16 protein-coding genes and 2 pseudogenes are annotated in these 17,265 nt (G+C 68.8%); 9 read left to right on the forward strand and 9 right to left on the reverse strand.

From position 1 onward, the window contains the following. Positions 1-54: 54 nt before the first annotated feature. The gene (locus AC06G6_RS09130; protein WP_479828378.1) at positions 55-327 is read left to right on the forward strand and encodes a hypothetical protein; all 273 of its coding nucleotides are present in this window, start codon (positions 55-57) and stop codon (positions 325-327) included. Beyond that, positions 324-623, forward strand: coding sequence for a hypothetical protein (locus AC06G6_RS09135; RefSeq protein ID WP_479828379.1), 300 nt, complete (start codon positions 324-326; stop codon positions 621-623). Before AC06G6_RS09130 ends, AC06G6_RS09135 begins: the two co-directional genes overlap by 4 nt. Positions 624-649: 26 nt before the next feature. Here AC06G6_RS09135 and AC06G6_RS09140 read toward each other — a convergent pair. From AC06G6_RS09140 to arsD, 4 genes and pseudogenes are all read right to left on the reverse strand, one after another. After that, positions 650-1,971: pseudogene (locus tag AC06G6_RS09140) on the reverse strand (nicotinate phosphoribosyltransferase). Positions 1,972-2,038: 67 nt separating this feature from the next. Further along, on the reverse strand, positions 2,039-3,031 hold the full coding sequence (gene trxB / locus AC06G6_RS09145) for a thioredoxin-disulfide reductase (protein ID WP_479828380.1): 993 nt from the start codon (positions 3,029-3,031) through the stop codon (positions 2,039-2,041). A 91-nt stretch (positions 3,032-3,122) separates the two neighbouring features. Next, on the reverse strand, positions 3,123-4,859 hold the full coding sequence (arsA, locus tag AC06G6_RS09150) for an arsenical pump-driving ATPase (RefSeq protein ID WP_479828381.1): 1,737 nt from the start codon (positions 4,857-4,859) through the stop codon (positions 3,123-3,125). A 6-nt stretch (positions 4,860-4,865) separates the two neighbouring features. Beyond that, positions 4,866-5,261 carry an arsenite efflux transporter metallochaperone ArsD gene (gene arsD / locus AC06G6_RS09155; RefSeq protein ID WP_479828382.1) on the reverse strand — a complete coding sequence of 132 codons (396 nt, stop codon included), beginning with the start codon at positions 5,259-5,261 and terminating at the stop codon, positions 4,866-4,868. A 116-nt stretch (positions 5,262-5,377) separates the two neighbouring features. On the opposite strand from arsD, the gene ligD reads away from it, so the two are divergent. After that, positions 5,378-6,400, forward strand: coding sequence for a non-homologous end-joining DNA ligase (gene ligD, locus AC06G6_RS09160; protein ID WP_479828383.1), 1,023 nt, complete (start codon positions 5,378-5,380; stop codon positions 6,398-6,400). 6 nt (positions 6,401-6,406) lie between these two features. On the opposite strand, the gene AC06G6_RS09165 is transcribed toward ligD, so the two are convergent. Further along, positions 6,407-7,327 carry an amidohydrolase family protein gene (locus AC06G6_RS09165; RefSeq protein ID WP_479828384.1) on the reverse strand — a complete coding sequence of 307 codons (921 nt, stop codon included), beginning with the start codon at positions 7,325-7,327 and terminating at the stop codon, positions 6,407-6,409. 83 nt (positions 7,328-7,410) lie between these two features. Next, positions 7,411-7,683 carry a hypothetical protein gene (locus tag AC06G6_RS09170; RefSeq protein WP_479828385.1) on the reverse strand — a complete coding sequence of 91 codons (273 nt, stop codon included), beginning with the start codon at positions 7,681-7,683 and terminating at the stop codon, positions 7,411-7,413. Positions 7,684-7,904: 221 nt separating this feature from the next. On the opposite strand from AC06G6_RS09170, the gene AC06G6_RS09175 reads away from it, so the two are divergent. Continuing rightward, positions 7,905-8,621: a TetR/AcrR family transcriptional regulator C-terminal domain-containing protein gene (locus tag AC06G6_RS09175; RefSeq protein ID WP_479828386.1), complete on the forward strand. Its 717-nt coding sequence runs from the start codon at positions 7,905-7,907 to the stop codon at positions 8,619-8,621. Positions 8,622-8,628: 7 nt separating this feature from the next. Beyond that, positions 8,629-8,859: a zinc-ribbon domain-containing protein gene (locus tag AC06G6_RS09180; RefSeq protein ID WP_479828387.1), complete on the forward strand. Its 231-nt coding sequence runs from the start codon at positions 8,629-8,631 to the stop codon at positions 8,857-8,859. Positions 8,860-8,940: 81 nt separating this feature from the next. Here the strand turns inward: AC06G6_RS09180 and AC06G6_RS09185 are convergent, their stop codons facing one another. Next, positions 8,941-9,306, reverse strand: a complete 366-nt coding sequence (locus tag AC06G6_RS09185; protein ID WP_479828388.1) for a hypothetical protein — start codon at positions 9,304-9,306, stop codon at positions 8,941-8,943. A 148-nt stretch (positions 9,307-9,454) separates the two neighbouring features. Between AC06G6_RS09185 and AC06G6_RS09190 the strand changes: the two genes are divergently transcribed. Then, positions 9,455-10,738 (forward strand): class I SAM-dependent methyltransferase, encoded by a 1,284-nt coding sequence (locus tag AC06G6_RS09190; protein ID WP_479828389.1) that lies wholly within the window; start codon positions 9,455-9,457, stop codon positions 10,736-10,738. A 13-nt stretch (positions 10,739-10,751) separates the two neighbouring features. Here the strand turns inward: AC06G6_RS09190 and AC06G6_RS09195 are convergent. Then, positions 10,752-11,422, reverse strand: a pseudogene (locus AC06G6_RS09195) (alpha/beta hydrolase family protein). A gap of 61 nt (positions 11,423-11,483) precedes the next feature. On the opposite strand from AC06G6_RS09195, the gene AC06G6_RS09200 reads away from it, so the two are divergent. From AC06G6_RS09200 to AC06G6_RS09210, 3 genes are all read left to right on the forward strand, one after another. After that, on the forward strand, positions 11,484-12,482 hold the full coding sequence (locus AC06G6_RS09200) for a pirin family protein (RefSeq protein WP_479828390.1): 999 nt from the start codon (positions 11,484-11,486) through the stop codon (positions 12,480-12,482). Between the two features lie 67 nt (positions 12,483-12,549). Beyond that, a complete protein-coding gene (locus AC06G6_RS09205) occupies positions 12,550-12,897 on the forward strand; it encodes a GNAT family N-acetyltransferase (RefSeq protein ID WP_479828391.1) in 348 nt (115 codons plus the stop codon). 142 nt (positions 12,898-13,039) lie between these two features. Then, positions 13,040-14,905 carry a glycoside hydrolase family 15 protein gene (locus AC06G6_RS09210; RefSeq protein WP_479828392.1) on the forward strand — a complete coding sequence of 622 codons (1,866 nt, stop codon included), beginning with the start codon at positions 13,040-13,042 and terminating at the stop codon, positions 14,903-14,905. Here AC06G6_RS09210 and AC06G6_RS09215 read toward each other — a convergent pair. Then, positions 14,894-17,161: a putative bifunctional diguanylate cyclase/phosphodiesterase gene (locus AC06G6_RS09215; protein ID WP_479828393.1), complete on the reverse strand. Its 2,268-nt coding sequence runs from the start codon at positions 17,159-17,161 to the stop codon at positions 14,894-14,896. The genes AC06G6_RS09210 and AC06G6_RS09215 overlap by 12 nt on opposite strands. Positions 17,162-17,265 lie beyond the last annotated feature (104 nt).

The raw sequence follows: 17,265 nt of genomic DNA on the forward strand, positions 1-17,265 counted from the left end.
ATCCTAGAGGAGGTCATGCAGTCGGCCGTACTTGCTTTACAGGGGAATTTTTACATGACTAGCAAACTCGGCATCACTGTCGCCGTTGACCTCAGTTCAGAATCCGCACTCGTATCACCGGTGGGCCAGCTCACCGTCAGGAACGTCGCAAGTCTCATCGCAGTGGCCCGCCGCGCAGATTCGTTTGGCTCCGGCCTCCACACCGTCGTGGACCTGGGGAAGCTCACCGCCGCCGACCCGGAAGCCGTCGCGATGATCCGCGATTCGGGATGGCGGGGAAGCCGTCTGCTTGGAGCCGGGACCGCCGGCCGGAAGCACGCAGCATGAGGCCGGAACTGGCCGGCGGATACGGTCCGCTCGCCCACGCCCACGGCGCAGAACTGATGTTCGATTCTTTCCGCCGCTGGCCCCTGGTGCCCTCCGCACAGCTGGTGCGTCTCCGCTCGGCGCTGCTTCAATGCGTCGAGTTGGCCTCGCCGGACAAGGGCAGGGATCTCTCGGAGTCCGCCGGAAAGCTGTTGCGGCTCGTCACCGATGAGCTGGACCGCCGCAACGGCCACCCGGCCGGTCACGCGGAACCGCCGGCAGGATACCGGCCCGCACGGCGCCGCCCTCACGCCTAGGCGCCGCCCTCACGCATAGGCCGTCCTCACGCATAGATGGTCGGTATGGCCGGTTCGCCCCGCTGGAGCCGGTTTACGACGGCGGGCAGTTCGGCCATGGTGTCGGCGTGCCGGCTCCGGGCCCGCACCACGGCCTCCGGCCCGGTCCATCCGGGAAGGAGCTCGCCGGCCCGGATGAACTGCTGCAGTAGTGGCCTGCCGTGGGGTTCCTCCGCCGGCGGGTGGCCGACCCCGAGGACCTCGTGAGTGGCTGTGCCGGAGCCGTCAAGCCGGCGGACTGCATGCTTCCGGCCGCCGACGTTGATTTTGTTCTTGGAGCTCTTGGCGACCGCGATGAACTCCCCGGCGTCGTTGGTGCGGCTGACCAGCTTGTAGACCATGCCGGCGGTGGGGGCGCCGGAACCCGTGACCAGCGCCGTGCCGATGCCGTACGAGTCAGCCGGCGCGGCCTGGAGCGCGGCGACGGAATATTCGTCGAGATCGGACGTGACGACGATTTTCGTGTGTACGTTGCCCAGGCTGTCCAGCAGCTCACGGACCCACCGGGCCTGCGCCAGCAGGTCCCCGGAATCGAGCCGCACCGCCCCCAGCTTGTCGCCGGCGAGGTCGACGGCGGTCCGGACGGCCGCTTCGACGTCATAGGTGTCCACCAGCAGTGTGGTCCCGGGGCCGAGCGAGTCCAGCTGCGCCCGGAACGCGTCGCGTTCGGTGTCGTGCAGGAGGGTGAAGGAATGCGCTGCCGTGCCCACGGTTCGGAGGCCGAAGCGCGGCCGGCCTCCAGGTTCGAGGTTGCGGCGAAGCCCGCGATGACGGCCGCCCGGGCAGCCGCGGCGGCGGCTTCCTCCTGGGCCCGGCGCGAACCCATTTCGATGCAGGGCCGTCCGCCCGCCGCGCTGACCATCCTGGACGCAGCCGAGGCGATGGCACTGTCATGGTTGAGGACGGACAGCACGAACGTCTCCAGGATGCACGCTTCGGCGAAGGTGGATTCGACAATCAGGACGGGGGAGTAAGGGAAGTAGGCCTCCCCCTCGGGGTAGCCCCAGATGTCGCCGGAGAACCGGAAGTCCGCGAGCCGGGCCAGGGTATCGGCATTGACGACGCCGGTCCGGCCCAGGAACTCCAGCTCCGCCGGGCCGAAGCGGAAACCGGCGAGGCCCTCCAGCAGCCGCCCGGTGCCCGCCACGATTCCGTACCGGCGCCCCTCCGGCAGTCCGCGGGCGAACGCCTCGAACACGGTCCGTCGCTCCGCGGCCCCGGAGTGGAGGGCCGCCTGCAGCATGGTCAGTTCGTAGTGGTCGGTATAGAGGGACGAAATGGGGCGGTTCCACTCCGGCGAGGTGTCCATGATTCACCCTAGTCCTCCCGGCGCTGAGGGTCAGCCCGGAGCGTCCGCCGCCGGGTTCCTGCCGTTCTCAGGAGTGGGTGGGTTCCTCGACGAGGGCAGTGGCGATGCTGTCGGCGTCGTCCAGGGCGGCGAGGTAGCGTTCGGCGTCCAGGGCGGCCGCGCAGCCGGTGCCGGCGGCCGTGATGGCCTGGCGGTAGCGGTGGTCCACGGCGTCGCCGCACGCGAAGACGCCGGAGAGGTTGGTGACCGTGGTGGGGGAGTCCACCTTGATGTAGCCCTCGGCGTCGAGGTCCACCTGGCCGGTGAGCAGTTCGGTGCGCGGGACATGGCCGATCGCGACGAAGATGCCGGTGGCGTGCTGTTCGCGGGGTTCGCCAATGCGGGTGTCCGTCAGGGTGACGCCGGTGACCTTAGTATCGCCGTGGATGGCGGTGACGGCGGAGTTCCAGGCGAAGCTGATCTTGGGGTTGTCCTTGGCGCGCTGCGCCATGATCCGGGAGGCGCGGAGCTCGCCCTTGCGGACCACGACGGTGACGGACTTCCCGAAGCGGGTCAGGAAAGTGGCTTCCTCCATGGCCGAGTCTCCGCCGCCGACCACAATGATGTCCTGGTCGCGGAAGAAGAACCCGTCGCAGGTGGCGCACCAGGAGAGTCCGTGCCCGCTGAATTTCTTCTCCTCCGGCAGGCCGAGTTCCTTATAGGCGGAGCCGGTGGCGAGGATGACGGCCGGGGCCTCGTGCGTCTCCCCGGCCGCCGTGACCACACGCTTGAGGTGGCCGGCGAGCCGGACCTCGGTGACGTCGTCGAACACCACCTGCGCGCCGAATTTCTCGGCCTGCTGCTGGAGGCCGTCCATCAGCTCGGGGCCCTGGACGCCGCCGGGGAAGCCGGGGAAGTTTTCGACCTCCGTGGTGTTCATCAGGGCTCCGCCGGCGGTGACCGCCCCGGCGATGACGAGGGGCTTCAGGCCGGCCCGGGCGGCGTAGATCGCTGCGGTGTAGCCGGCGGGTCCGGACCCGATGATGATCAGCTGTTCGGTGGTGGCAGTTTCGGCGGTCATTCGGGTCTCCTGGGTGTGAAGGCTGAAATTTAGCGCGAGGCCGGGGTGGAGTCGCGTACTCCGGGTCCTCAGACCGGCTGCGGCATCGCCGTCAGGGAAGCGAGTTTCTCTTCGCCGATCGGTTCGGCGGCCAGCAGGGGCACGAGGGCGATCCTGTCGGCCAGCGCGCGGACCCTGGTGATTTCCGGGAGCTCGGCGGCGGCGCGGGCCTGCAGGAACGGGGTCTGCGGACGGGCGGCGGCAATGGAGTTGTTGATGACCCAGGCCCACGGGTGGATGCCGGCCCGTTCCAGGTCCTCCTGCAGCCCCTGGGCCTCCAGGACGGGAGTTGTTTCGCCAGGGTGATGAGCAGTACCTTTGTCTGGGCCGGATCCTGAAGCCGCATCAGCGGAGTCACGAACCCCATGGTGCTGCCCACCTGCCGGGCGATCTCGCGGTGGTAGGAGCCGGTGGCGTCCAGCAGCAGGAGCGTATGTCCGGTCGGCGCGGTGTCCATCACCACGAAATTGCGGCGGGATTCCTGGACCACCCGGGAGAACTGCCGGAAGACGGCGACCTCGTCGGTGCACGGGGACAGCAGGTCCTCGGCGAGGGCGGCCCGCCCGTCGGCGTCGAGGCGGTGGCCCTTGGTGGTCATGACGTGGTCCCGGTATTCCTGGATTGCCGCCGCCGGATCGATGCGTGAGACCGTCAGGCCCGGGATGGAGCCGTGCAGGGTTTCGGTGAGATGGGCTGCGGGATCGGTGGTGGTGAGGTGCACGGCGTGGCCACGGCTGGCCAGTGCGACCGCGAGCGCCGCAGCGACGGTGGTCTTGCCGACACCGCCCTTGCCCATACACATCACGAGTCCGTGGCCGTCGCGTTCCAAGTCGGCGACAAGGTCCGACAGTGTGGCATCTCCGAGTTCCGCCGAGGGCGGGGCGTCCGCTGACGTGGTTGCGAAGCTGTCCGGGGTAAACAGGGTCTCCAACGCTGGAATGCCGACCATGTTGCCGGCTTTCAGCTCCAGGACATCGCGGGGGAGCGCGGCAATGCCGCCGGTCATGGCGGCGACGGCCGCGGCCTCGCGGTCCCGCACGGCCTGTGCCAGCGGTTCGTCCCCGACGCTTTGGGGTAGGACGCCGTTGATGACAACAAATCCGCCGGCAATGCCGATCTGGTTGAGCTCCAGGAAGGTCCGCTCGATTTCCGTCAGCGAGGAGGTCTGCGCGCGCGCGACCAGCACGAGGCGCGTCCGGGCGGGGTCGGTGAGGGTCTGGACGGCCTTGGCGTAAACCTGCTTGTGTTTCTCCAGTCCCGATAGGGGGCCGAGGCAGGACGGATCGCCTTTGCCGGCATCGAGGAAGTCGGTCCACGACCCGGGCAGCTGCAGCAGCCGGATGGTGTGGCCCGTGGGCGCCGTGTCGAAGACGATGTGGTCATACTGCCCATAGGCCGTGTCGTCGGCGAGCAGGTTCGTGAACTCGTCGAAGGAGGCGATCTCAGTGGTGCAGGAGCCGGACAGTCCCTCGGCGATGCTCTCCAGTTCGCTCTCCGGCAGGAGTCCGCGGACGGGGGCGATGATCCGTTCCCGGTACGCTGCCGCGGCCTGCTCCGGATCAATCTCCAGCGCGGCCAGGCCGGGCACCTCCGGAATGGCCGTCACGGTGTTCCCGATGCTGACACCGAAAACCTGCCCCACGTTGGACGCGGGGTCGGTGCTGACCAGGAGAACCTGCTTGCCTGCCCGGGCCAGGCTGAGGGCGGTGGCGCAGGCCACGGAGGTTTTGCCGACGCCGCCCTTGCCGGTGAAGAACAGGAAACGGGGCGTGTTCGCGAGGAACTCCATGCCGGTCTAGCAGCAGCCCGTTGAGCCGCCGCCGCCGCAGCAGCCGCCGGACTTCTCGCTGAGGCCGAGCTCCGGGCGGGTCCGCTCCCGGGCCTCGCCCGCGAGGCCGGCGAAGCTGAGCAGCTGCTCCCGGTTCGGGTAGCTGCCGATGGCGACCGTGACGCCGTCGACCATTGTCAGGGGAAGCCCTTTGGAACCGACGGTGTGCAGGAAGCCGCGAACGGACTCGTCGGCACTGAAGGCGGTGGGATCGCTCGCAAGGTTGTGGCGCGCGATGTCAGCTCCGAGGCCCTGGAGATGACGCACGTCGGCGGTGACCTCAAGGAGGGACTCGTCGACGTCGGGGCCGCAGACTCCGGTGTCGCAGCACAGTGCGGATTCGTAGATACGGATGGCAGGCATGTGGGTCTCCTTGGCGGAAGTGCGATCGAATGCGTGTTCAGTATATCGAGGTTTGTCGATAGATAGGGCGGCGCGGGGCTCTTCAGTTGTCCCCGGTCTTCGAGTACCTTGTCCCCATGGCCAAGGACGAAGCCACCATCACGGTAGACAGCCCCAGCGGACAGCGGAACCTGCGGATCTCCAGCCCCGGCAGGATCCTGTGGCCGCAGCTCGGTCTCACGAAACTGGACCTCGCCCGGTACATTGTCGACGTCGGGGACGCCTTCCTGGCGGCGAACGGCAACCGGCCCGTGACGCTCCAGCGGTTTGGCGGCACGATCGAGGGCGAGCAGTTCTTCTCGAAGAATCCGCCGCGGGGCGCCCCGGACTTTGTGCGCTCGGTGATGGTGGTCTATCCCAGCGGACGCTCGCATCCGCAGCTCGTGATCGACGAGATTGCCGCCGCCGTCTGGGCGGTGCAGATGAACACGGTGGTGTTCCATCCCTGGGCCTCGCGGGCCGGCAACCCGGACAACCCGGACCAGCTACGGATCGACCTCGACCCGCAGCCGGGCACCGGATTCGACGACGCCGTGCCGGCCGCGCTGGAACTGCGCTCCGTGCTGTCCGAGGTAGGGCTGGAGTCCTTTATCAAGACCTCCGGCAACCGGGGACTGCATGTGTTCGCCCCGATCGAACCCAGCCATGAGTTTCTCGAGGTGCGGCACGCCGTGATCGCCGCCGCCCGGGAACTGGAGCGGCGGATGCCGGACAAGGTCACCACGGCCTGGTGGAAGGAAGAGCGGGGCACCAGGATCTTCGTCGACTTCAACCAGGCGAACCGCGACCGCACGATGGCCGGGGCCTACAGCCCGCGCGCCCTGCCCGGTGCCACCGTTTCCTGCCCGATCGGCTGGGATGAGCTGGAGCACGTCACCACCAAGGACTTCACCATCACCACGGTGCCGCAGCGGCTCAAGGCCACCGGGGACCCGTGGGCGGAGATGCACGCGAAGCCGGGACGCATCGGAGTTCTGCTGAAGTGGTGGGAGCGCGACGTCTCGGACGGGCTGGGGGAACTTCCGTTCCCGCCGGACTTCCCGAAAATGCCGGGCGAGCCGATGCGGGTGCAGCCCAGCCGGGCCAGGAACAAGGAGTAGGGCAGGTCAGACGCCCAGCAGGCGTTGGCCGTTGAACCAGCAGACCGTGCGCAGCCAGTCGTCGTCGAGCCGGGGCTCCTTGTCGCGGAGCCGTTCCAGCGCCTCCAGCTGATGGGCGTAGGCGTACGGGATGTTCGGGAAGTCGCTGCCGAGCACAATCCGCTCCGGCATCGCGGCCAGCCGCGGCAGGAGCTCGGGCGGAAACGGTGCGGCGGCTTCGAAGAAGTCCGTGAAGACCATGGTGGTGTCCAGGTGAATGCGGGGGTACGTCCCGGCCAGGTCCAGGAACTCGCGGTATTCCGGGGCCCCCAGATGGGCGACGACGGCGGTCAGCTGGGGATGGCGGCGCATGACCCCCTCAAGCTTGTCCGGGCCGGTGAAGCCGGGACGGGGAACCGGGCCGCTGCCGACGTGCACAACGACCGGAACGCCCGTCTCGGCGAGCAGGCCCCAGACCGGGTCGAGGACCGGCTCGCGCAGATCGAATCCGCCCACCTGGGCGTGGATCTTGAAGACCCGGGCGCCGCGTTCCAGGGCCGACCGCACCTGATCCAGGACACCGTCCTCGGGGAAGAAGGTGGCGCTCGGGACGCAGTCGGGCTCTGCTGCGGCCAGTTCGAGGGCAAAGTCAGTGAGTTCCGCCGCCATGCCCGGGCGGTGCGCGTAGGTCAGTGCGGTGAAATGGCGCAGCCCCAGCTGCCGCAGCCGGGCCAGCCTGCTCGCCTCGTCCGTGCGGTAGGTAATGGGCCAGGGTCGGCCGATGAGCGGGCCGGCCTCGTCGAAGTGCGCCCACACCCGCCGCAGCATTCGCTCCGGAAGGAAGTGCGTATGGATATCGATCAGGCCCGGAAGCCCGAGCCGTCCCCACCACTGCGGCACGTCAGCGTCCCGCATCGTCTCCACCGGCACGTCCATTGGGTTGTTCACGCCCACAGTCTGTCACGCCGTGCCGTGCGCAGTGCCCCGGGCCGGGCAGGCGCGCCGAGGGACACGTGCGGCCTCCGCCACGCTCAGTTCAGCGCCGGATACGACGCCAGGATGTAATCGGTGGCTGCCGGTCCCGCCATCCGGAGCCGGCTGCGGCCGGGCTTGATGCGGTGGGCCTTCAGGGCAGCCCAGAAGCCCGAGACAGGGTGCGGTGCGGCGTTGTGCAACAGGCACCAGCTGATGTACAGCCCGTAGAGCTGGTCCTTCCGCAGCGAGTTGCCGTCGTCAGTTCCTTCGGTGGTTGCCTCGGCAAGGAAGCGGTCGATGTGGGCAGAAGCAGTCAGTGAAGCGGCCATGGTTGGCTCTCTTCCGTGCTGTGCGGTGAATGCCGCCATGTGGCTACAGCAGCGTGTCCTGCGGCGCCGTGCACAAGGCGCTGAAGGGGTTGGCCCGAAGGCCGGGGCCCGGTGTTATACCGGAATGTCTACAATGTAGATATTAGGCGTAGACTACGTGTTAGGCAAGTGGTGCCGCGGTCGCGGCGCCTGGCCCGAAGCTTGAGGAAGTGGCACGCACCATGACAATCCCGCAGCAAACCGCAGGCGACGAAGCCCGCAGTGGCGCCCGGAAAAACCGCCTCAGCCGCGAAGTCGTTCTGGCCGCCGCGCTGAAACTTGTCGACGACGAGGGGCTGGAGGCGTTGACCATGCGCCGGTTGGGGCAGGCCCTGCACCGGGACCCGATGGGGCTGTACCGTTACGCCGCCAACCGCGCCGCGCTCCTGGACGGCGTCACCGAGCTCGTCCTGGACGAGCTTGCCATCTTCGGTGACGACCCGGACTGGCAGGGACAGCTGCGGCGCATCGCCCACGACCTTCGGCTGCTCGCTCTCCGCCATCCCAACGTGGTCCCGTTGCTGGTGACCCGCCCGCTCTCCACCCCGCTTGGTCTCCGCCCGCTGGGCACCCTTCGGCCGCTGGAGCAAATATTGGGTCTGCTGATCGACGCCGGTTTCACCGCCTCCAATGCCCTGCACGTCTACCGCGCCTACTATGGTTTCCTCTACGGCCACATCCTCAACGAACTCCAGGAGTTCATCGTGGACCCCGACGAGAACGAGGCCTTGCTGCGTCTTGGCCTCCACCGCCTGCCGCCGAAGGAATTCCCGCGGCTGCGCGCCCTGGCTCCCCAGCTCGCCGACTATGACGGCGCCGCAGAACTGGATGAGGGGATCACCATCCTTCTGTCGGGGCTATCGGCCCACCTTGCCGCCCCGGTGATCAAGAAGGACTGAGGACACGATGTTCATTCTCTTCGGACTCAGGACCGTGCAGCACCCCCTGCCCGGCCGTCCGGCCAGTTGCCAGCGCTGCGGGCGGTTCGTTCACCACGGACTGGAAGAGCGGTCCACCAGGTTCACGCTTTTCTTCATCCCGGTGTTCACCACGTCGCGGTCCTACCGCATCACGTGCTCGAATTGCGGAACGGTCAACAGCCTGACGCGGCGGCAGAAGAACTCCCTGGCACGTTAGTGTGACCCCCAGCCCTCTGGTGTGACCCGGGCATGCCCGTGCCCGGGCGTGTGTCTGGCCTGCACGGTCGAGGCGGCGGGCTCAGCGGCGGCGGACGGTGCGCAGCACGCCGCGGACCGAGTAACCGACGGCACACACGAGCGGGACCAGCCCGGCAAGGACGGCGATGGTGTTGGGCCGGAACGACACCTGCCCGTCCCCTCCCCGGCAGTACACGCCCAGCGGGAGCACAAAGCCTCCTCCGCCGCCGCCGGCAGCGGGCCCTTCGCCGGCCCCGGCAGCTGCGCCGGCGGGGCCGGGCCCGGAGTTCCCGCCGCCGCCGAAGCCGAAGGACACCAGGGCCACCGGGATCAGTTCTTCACCGTCCACGGTCACCGCCGGTCCGTATGCCCTGGACACACCCACGTTTTTGAACGTCTCCGTGAGAGACGACAATGCTTCAGTCATCCCACGACCATAGGTGCCCCGCGCGGGCGAGCACCAGAGGCATTGGCCCCGGAACCGCAATGCGGCAGGGCCATCCGGCCCCTGTTCGTCTGCGGACCGCCGAAATAGATTGGAAGCGGACTAAGGCGCCGGAAGAAAGGTCATGATTATGAGCAAAAAGAGCGGGGTGGCACCACGGCTGGCGGAAGTGCTCTCCGTCGTCCTGGGCACGGCGGAGATCCCTGTGCGGCTGAAGGCCTGGGACGGTTCGGAGGCCGGCCCCGTCGGCGCGCCGGTCATCGAGTTCCGCTCGCGGCGGGCGCTCCGCCGGATGCTGTGGTCGCCCGGGCAGCTCGGCCTCAGCCGCGCCTACGTTGCCGGGGACATCGACGCCCCGGGCGACATTTTCGCGAGCTTCGCGGCCCTGAGTTCCACCGGTAAGTTCACGGAGCCCGGGCCCTTCCGGCGTCCCACTGTCCGCGAACTGGCAACCATCCTGAGGAACGCCGCCCTGCTCGGCGCGCTGGGCCCGAATCCGGCGCCACCCCCGGAGGAAGCCCGGATCGTCCGTGCCGGCCGGCGGCACACGCGGCAGCGTGACGCTGCGGCCATCTCGCACCACTACGACGTCGGCAACGACTTCTACGCCCTGGTCCTGGGTCCGTCGATGGTCTACTCCTGCGCGGTCTGGCAGGACGAAGGCACCGGACTGGAAGCCGCGCAGGACGCCAAACTCGATCTGGTCTGCCGCAAGCTGGGACTGCGGCCCGGCATGAGGGTGCTGGATGTCGGCTGCGGCTGGGGGAGCTTCGCCCTCCACGCGGCGCAGAACTACGGAGTCGACGTCGTGGGCGTGACACTTTCGGGGGAGCAGGCGGCCATGGCGGGCAAGCGCGTGGCGGACGCCGGCCTGACAGACCGGGTGTCCATCCGTATCCAGGACTACCGCGATGTTGCCGACGGGCCGTTCGACGCGATCAGCTCCGTCGGCATGTCCGAACACGTGGGCCGCGAACAGATGCCCGGGTATGTCGCCAGGCTGCACGGCCTGCTCCGGCCCGGCGGCCGGCTGCTCAACCACGCCATTTCCTGGAACGCGGGGCCCACCGCCCCGGATCCGGACTCCTTCATCCCGCGCTACGTGTTCCCGGACGGCGAGATGCTGGCCCTGGCGGAGATGGTGGGAGCGCTGGAATCCGGCGGACTGGAAGTCCTCGACGTCGAGGCCCTGCGCCGGCACTATGCCCTGACGCTGCGGGCCTGGGTGCGGAACCTGGAGGAGCACTGGAGCGAGGCGGTGCGGCTGGCCGGCGAAGGCCGGGCCCGGGTCTGGCGGCTCTACATGGCCGCCAGTGCCCTGGGCTTCGAGTCCGGAATGACCGGCGTCAACCAGATCCTGGTGCAGCGGCCCGGCGGCGAGGAACCGCCTTTGCGCAGGACCGCCTGGATCTGACGCCGCCGATGCCTCAGCCGGGGCGGTGCGCGGCGATGAAGGCCGCGGCGGATCCCGCCAGTGATGCCCCGACCTCCTCCGTGCTGCGCCTGGTCCCTTTGACATCGAAGGTGTGGCCGCCGCCGTCGCGCCACTCAAGGGTCGCTGCCGGACCGACCCTTGCCGCCACGGCCTCCAGCAGTTCCGGCGTCGCAAACGGGTCGCGCGTGCCTTGCAGGAAGAGCATCGGCAGGGTCAGCCCGTAGAGGTGCTCATCGCGGAGCTTCTCCGGCCTGCCCGGGGGATGGAGCGGGTAGCCGAGATAGATGAGTCCGGCCGCGGGCATCCCCTCGGCAACCGCCATCGAGGCCATCCGTCCGCCAAAAGACTTGCCTCCGGCCCACAGCGGTTCGCCCGCCGACCGGGCAGCGGCGTCAGCCATGGCCGCGCGCCAGGCCGCAATCGCTGCCGGAGGCTTGTCAGGGAACTTCCGCCCGGCTTCCCGGTAGGGGAAGTTGAAACGGAGCGTGGCGATTCCCAGCCCGTTCAGGGCGCGGGTGAATCCGGCCAGGAACGGGTGTTCCATGCCGGCCCCGCCCCGTGGGCGACAACCAGGGTCGCCGACGCCGTCCCGGGACGGGCGTAGAGACCTGAAACGGCGGACTCGCCCACGCTGATCGTGACGGGCAACTCGGGGATGGTCATAACTCCATCATGACGGCTGCGCGGGCTGCGGATACCGCAGTGCGGTGGCTAGGCTGTCATTATGAGCAACACCGAGGTGGCACCCCAGGAAATCCTGTGCGAAACCGATGACAGCTGCGTGGGCGTGGAAGTTCTGGTGCCCCGGCAGGTCCCGCTGGGCGGGCCGCGGGCGATGGACGTCAGACGCACGCTGCCGCAGCGCCAGCGGAGCCTCATCGGCGCCTGGTGCTTTCTTGACCACTACGGCCCGGACCGTGTCGGCGAATCGGGGGGCATGCACGTGCCGCGCCATCCGCACACGGGCCTGCAGACGGTCAGTTGGCTGTTCACCGGCGAGATCGAGCACCGCGACTCGGCCGGTTTCCACGCCGCAGTGCGGCCTGGCGAGGTCAACCTGATGACCGCCGGACGGGGCATTAGCCACTCGGAGTTCTCCACGCCCGGGACCGACGTGCTGCACGGGGCGCAGCTGTGGGTTGCCCTGCCGGACAGTGCCCGCCAGATGGAGCCCACCTTTGAGCACTACCGACCCGATCCGTTGTCCGGACCCGGCTGGGTCATGCGGGTCTTCCTGGGATCCGTGGCCGGGTCCACCTCGCCGGTCACCACCCACACACCGCTGCTCGGAGCTGAAATCCTGCTGGACGCGGGGGCGACCCTGAATCTGGACACCGAGCCGTCCTTTGAACACGGGCTGCTGGTTGACGCCGGAGCCCTCATGGTGGACGGCCACCCGGTCGCCAAGGACCACCTCGCCTACCTGCCGGCCGGGCGGACCTCCCTGACCCTGGCGGCTGGCGTCGAACCGCTGCGGGTGCTGCTAATCGGAGGCGAACCCCTGGGCGAGCAGATCGTGATGTGGTGGAACTTCGTGGGACGCAGCCATGAAGAAATCGTCGAATACCGGGCGCAGTGGCAGGCGGAAATCGGCGCCGAGGACGCACTCGCTGATGCCGGGACGGAACCCGCGGGCCTGCGCTTCGGCACCTTCCCCGCGGGTGAACCGGCGCCGCTGCCGGCGCCTGCACTCCCGAATGCCCGGCTCCGACCCCGCGACTGAAGCCGGCCGCTGAGCCTGTCCACTGCCGGCGCGGCCCGAGCGAACATCCCACTTTGAAACGAGACCAATGCAGACCGCCATCACCATCCGCAACAACCCGGACCGGCCGCGCTATGAGGTGCTCGACGGCGACACTGTCATCGGCCAGGCGGCCTACGTCGACGACGGCGAGGGGCACCGGATTTTCTACCACACCGCCATCGATGCGGAGTACGGCGGCCAGGGGCTCGCCGGCCGGCTCGCGGCTCAGGCCCTGGACGAGACGGTCGCCGCCGGTTTGAAGATTGTCCCGGTGTGCCCGTTCATCAAGAAGTTCCTTCGAAAAAATACCCGGTACGCGGCCAGTGTGCAGCGCCGCACCCCAGAGCTGCTCGCGGTTCTTGATGCCGCGCTGGCGCAGCGCTCCCGGCACTGACCCGCGGCCCAGGTTCCCGGCACAGCACCGCACAGCATGGCCTTGGGCCGGGTGTCAACCGCCCGAGCATCGTGCCGCCGTCGCATTTGTGGTCTACGGGCCCGGTCAGGAGGAGAATAAATACGGCAAGGCATTCAGGAGAGTGAAGGAGTCCGCAACCGTGTTCCCTGCGGCGCACATGCGCGCGGTGGTTCGCCGGGACGGGTACCTGCCCATCGAGGATCATGGTCTCATCGGCGACGGGTCCACCTGCGCCCTCGTCGGCCGCGACGGCGCCATCTCCTGGCTCTGCATCCCGGAATTCGACAGCCCGCCGTTCCTCGCCGGCATCCTCGATCTGGAGAACGGCGGCCGTTTCGAGATCGCGCCGGTCTCCATCCATTCAGCGGCCCAGCGGTACATGGAGGACTCCTGTGTCCTGGTCACCACGCTTGCCTCGGACCGCGGCACCCTGCAGATCACGGACTGCCTGACCCTTCGCTCCGGCGCCGACCTGGTCGAACCCGTGCCCGCCGGCCGCAGCGAACTGCTCCGGCACGTCCAGGCCGTGGGAGGCGACGTGCGCCTCCGTATCCGGCTGGAGCCCAAGACCGGCGTCACCTTCGACGAGCTCGCCGGCGGCTGGCGCTTCGACTGGCACAGCGGGCGTGTGTCGGAAGTCTATCTGTGGACGTCAGTGGAGCTGGCACCGGACGGGCGGGGACTGTCCGCGGAGCTGACGCTGCGGGCCGGGGAGACCATCACGGCAACCGTGCATTGGTCCGGGCGGTTCCGGCTCCGCCAGCACCCGGATCCAAGGAAGCTCATCGATCAGACAGTGGCCGCCTGGCGGCGCTGGGCCTCCGCGCTGGACTGCCAGGGTTCCCAGGCGGAGCTGATGAAGCGCTCGGCGCTGACCCTCAAGCTGCTGGACCACGCAGAGACGGGCGCCATCATGGCCGCCGCGACGTCCTCCCTGCCCGAGTGGCCCGGAGCACCGCGCAATTGGGACTACCGCTACACCTGGGTGCGCGACGCGTCCTTCTCGAATTACGTGTTCCGGCGCATCGGTGACCGCAGCGACGCGGAGGTCTTCCTCGCCTGGGTGCTGACGAATGTTGAGAGGGACGGCGTACCCCACGTGATGTACGCCCTGGACGGCTCGCAGCCGCCGGAGGAGATCCAGGACCCGTTGCTGCGCGGCTACCGCGGCTCTGCCCCGGTCCGGTGGGGGAACGGTGCCATCCACCAGCAGCAGCACGACGTCTACGGGGAGATCATCGATATCGCCTACCAATGGTCGAGCAGCGGCGCGCGCGTGGACGCACGGCTCTGGGCCGCGCTGGTCCCCATCGTTGAACTGGCGATCAGCAGCTGGCGGACCCCGGACAGCGGACCCTGGGAGATCCGGTCCACGGGCCGCCCGTTCACCTACTCTGCTGCGCTCTGCTACGTGGCCGTGGACCGGGCCATCCAGATTGCGCGCAAGCACGGGCTGCCCTACCCGAAAGGGAGGTGGGAAGCCGCAGCCAAGGAGATCCGCGAGGCCGCACTGACTCAGTCGTGGAACCCGGAACTGCAGACGTTTACCGAACACCTCGGCGGTACCGGCGGCCTGGATGCGGCACTTTTGACGCTGCCCGTCCGCAACGTCATAGCCTTCGACGACCCGCGGATGGTCGCCACCACCAAGGCCGTAGCCGAGGGCCTGGACGCCGGGAACGGGCTGCTGTACCGCTACCTCCCCGAGGTATCCCCGGACGGGCTGCCGGGAGGCGAGGGCGCATTCTTGCTGTGCAGCTTCTGGCTGGTGGACAACCTCGCCGGCCAGGGCCGGCTCGAGGAGGCTTACGCGTTGTACGAGACGCTCTGCGGCCGCGCGAACCCGTTGGGATTGTTGCCGGAACAGATCCATCCGGAAACGGGGGAGTTCCTGGGGAATTTCCCGCAGGCCTTCAGCCACGTCGGCGTCCTGGCCAGCGGACTGCGACTTCTCAAGGCCGGACGGCGGGCCGCGTCAGGCGTGTGACGCCGCCCCGCCAGGCTGCCCTTCAGGCGGTGGCTGGAGCCGGGCCCCCGCGGCGAGGAGGGCCTCGATCGCCCGCGCGGGTCCGGGGCGGGAGAGCAGGTATCCCTGCCCCAGGCGGCAACCCAGGCCGCGGAGCGAAGCCAGTTGCGCGGGGTCCTCGATGCCTTCCGCGATCGCATCCAGGTTGAGCTTGTGCGCCAGCCCCAGGATGCCCTCGAGCAGGGCGGCGGACGGTCCGTCGGCGGCGTCTCCGGCAAGGAACGAGCGGTCGATCTTAAGGATATCGGCGGGCAGATCGGCCAACGTGCTCAGCGACGAGTAGCCGGTCCCGAAGTCGTCGATGGCGATGCGCACCCCGAGGCTCTTCAACCGGTTGAGCGCGGCAATGCCTCCGTCGACGCTGCTGGCCAGCGCAGTTTCGGTGACCTCCAGGACGACCTTGTCCGCCTGTGAAGCGGGGTCCCTCAGGATGCTCTCAATCGCGGCCAGGTTCCGGGGGCTGGGCAGTTGGAGGGTGGAGAGGTTGATGGAGACCCACAGGTTTCCGCAGTGGTTCATCGCGGCCCGCCAGCGGGCGGCCTGCCGGCTGGCGGTGCTCAACACCCAGCGGCCGATCGCTTCGATGTCTCCGGTCTCTTCGGCCAGCGGGATGAATTCCCCGGGCTGCAGCAGTCCCAGCGTGGGGTGGTTCCAACGCACGAGCGCCTCCACACCCACGATTTCGCCGGTGCGCAGCTCGGCCACTGGCTGGTACTCAAGCTGAAGTTGCTGCCTGGCTACCGCTGTGGCGAGGTCCGCGCGGAGGGCTGCGCGGTGCGCCATCCTGTCGTAACCCTCGGCGTCGAACCGCTGGTAGCGTCCCTTGCCGCCCTGCTTGGCCATGTACATGGCGAAGTCCGCCTGCCGCGAGAGCTCGGCCGGCTCCCCGGTGTCGGGCCGGCGAAGCGCGGCGCCCATACTCACTGAAACCTTCAAGCGCACGTCGCCGACGGAGAACGGGGGCCGCAGTGCGTCGTGAATCCGTTCAGCGATCGCGGCTGTGACGGATCCGTCGGCGTCGTCCCCGACGACGATCGCAAACTCATCACCGCCGAGGCGGGCGGCAAGGTCGTGGGCCCGTACGCAACCCTGCAGGCGGCCGGCAAGCTGGATCAGGAGCGCGTCTCCGCCGTCGTGCCCGAGTGAGTCGTTGACGTCCTTGAAGTCGTCGACGTCAATGATCAGCAGGCCCTCGTGCCGGAACCTGCGTTCTGAACCGGGCCTGAAGGACGCCGCGAGTCGCTCCGTCAACGCGGCACGGTTGGCGAGCCCGGTCAGCGGATCATGGGTGGCGCGGTGGGTCAGCGCCCGGTGGCTGTCCTGGACCGCGGCGGCCATGGCATTGAACGCCGTGGCCAGTTCGCCGAGTTCGTCGTGCCGGACGACGGGAATGCGGTGGCTGTAGTCGCCGGTTTTCAGTTTGAGAACGCCGCTGTGCAGGCCCTCGATGGGCCGGATCAGGAACCTGACCATTCGGCTGCGGAAGTAGACGACGCCGGCAGCGGCCAGGCCGAACAGGGCGCTGCGGGCCGCGATCACAATCTGCTGGAGTTCGGCGCTGTAGGCCAGACCGGATTCCATCGATTCCAGGGCTGACCGCTGGATCCCGTCCAGCAGGGAGCGGACACCGGCGCCGGACGCGGCGAGCCCCGGAGACTCCGCTACCCGGTTTCCCGTGAGGCCCTGCACCTGGCCATCCCACAGTCCGTGTTCCGTGAGGCCGCTCTGCCACGCCGCGCGGGCCCGGCCCGCGGCGGCGCCCATGTCTCGCTCCGCCGGCAGGGACCGGATGGCCTCATCGAAGCGGCGGGCAAGGTCCCCCTGCTGCTGCAGGAACGCCGACCGGTCGACCGGGGCGCCGGACAGGAGCCGGTGGCCGGCCAGCTCGTGGGCGTCGAGGGCGGAGCGCAGCCCCGCGACGGTATCCGAGACACCTTGGAGCTGGGCGGCCGTTTCCTGGACCTGGTCCGCGACGCCCCGGACGCCGACAATTGTTGCCAGAGCCCCCACGAGCAGCGCCACCAGCATCAGGGCGAAGGCCCTCGACCATTCCGTCTTGAGACTCCAGCCGCGCCCTGGGCGTGGGGTTCCGGTGCCAACCCCAACAGCTCCGGCCCCGGACGTACCGGTGCCGGAGCTGTCAAAAGCAGACTGGCCATCCACGGCGTCGTCGGCCACGCCCGGAGAGTCCTCCGGCTTGGTGGTCCAGTTCCGCATGATTCCCGCCTCCGGCTCCGTGCCGGCAGGCGCCGCATCGTCAAAGAGGAGCGTATCGGAACGTGCCGGGCACGGCATTCGCGGCGGCGTTGTGGCCGGAATGT

The organism is Arthrobacter sp. CJL-S3 (assembly GCF_056711635.1).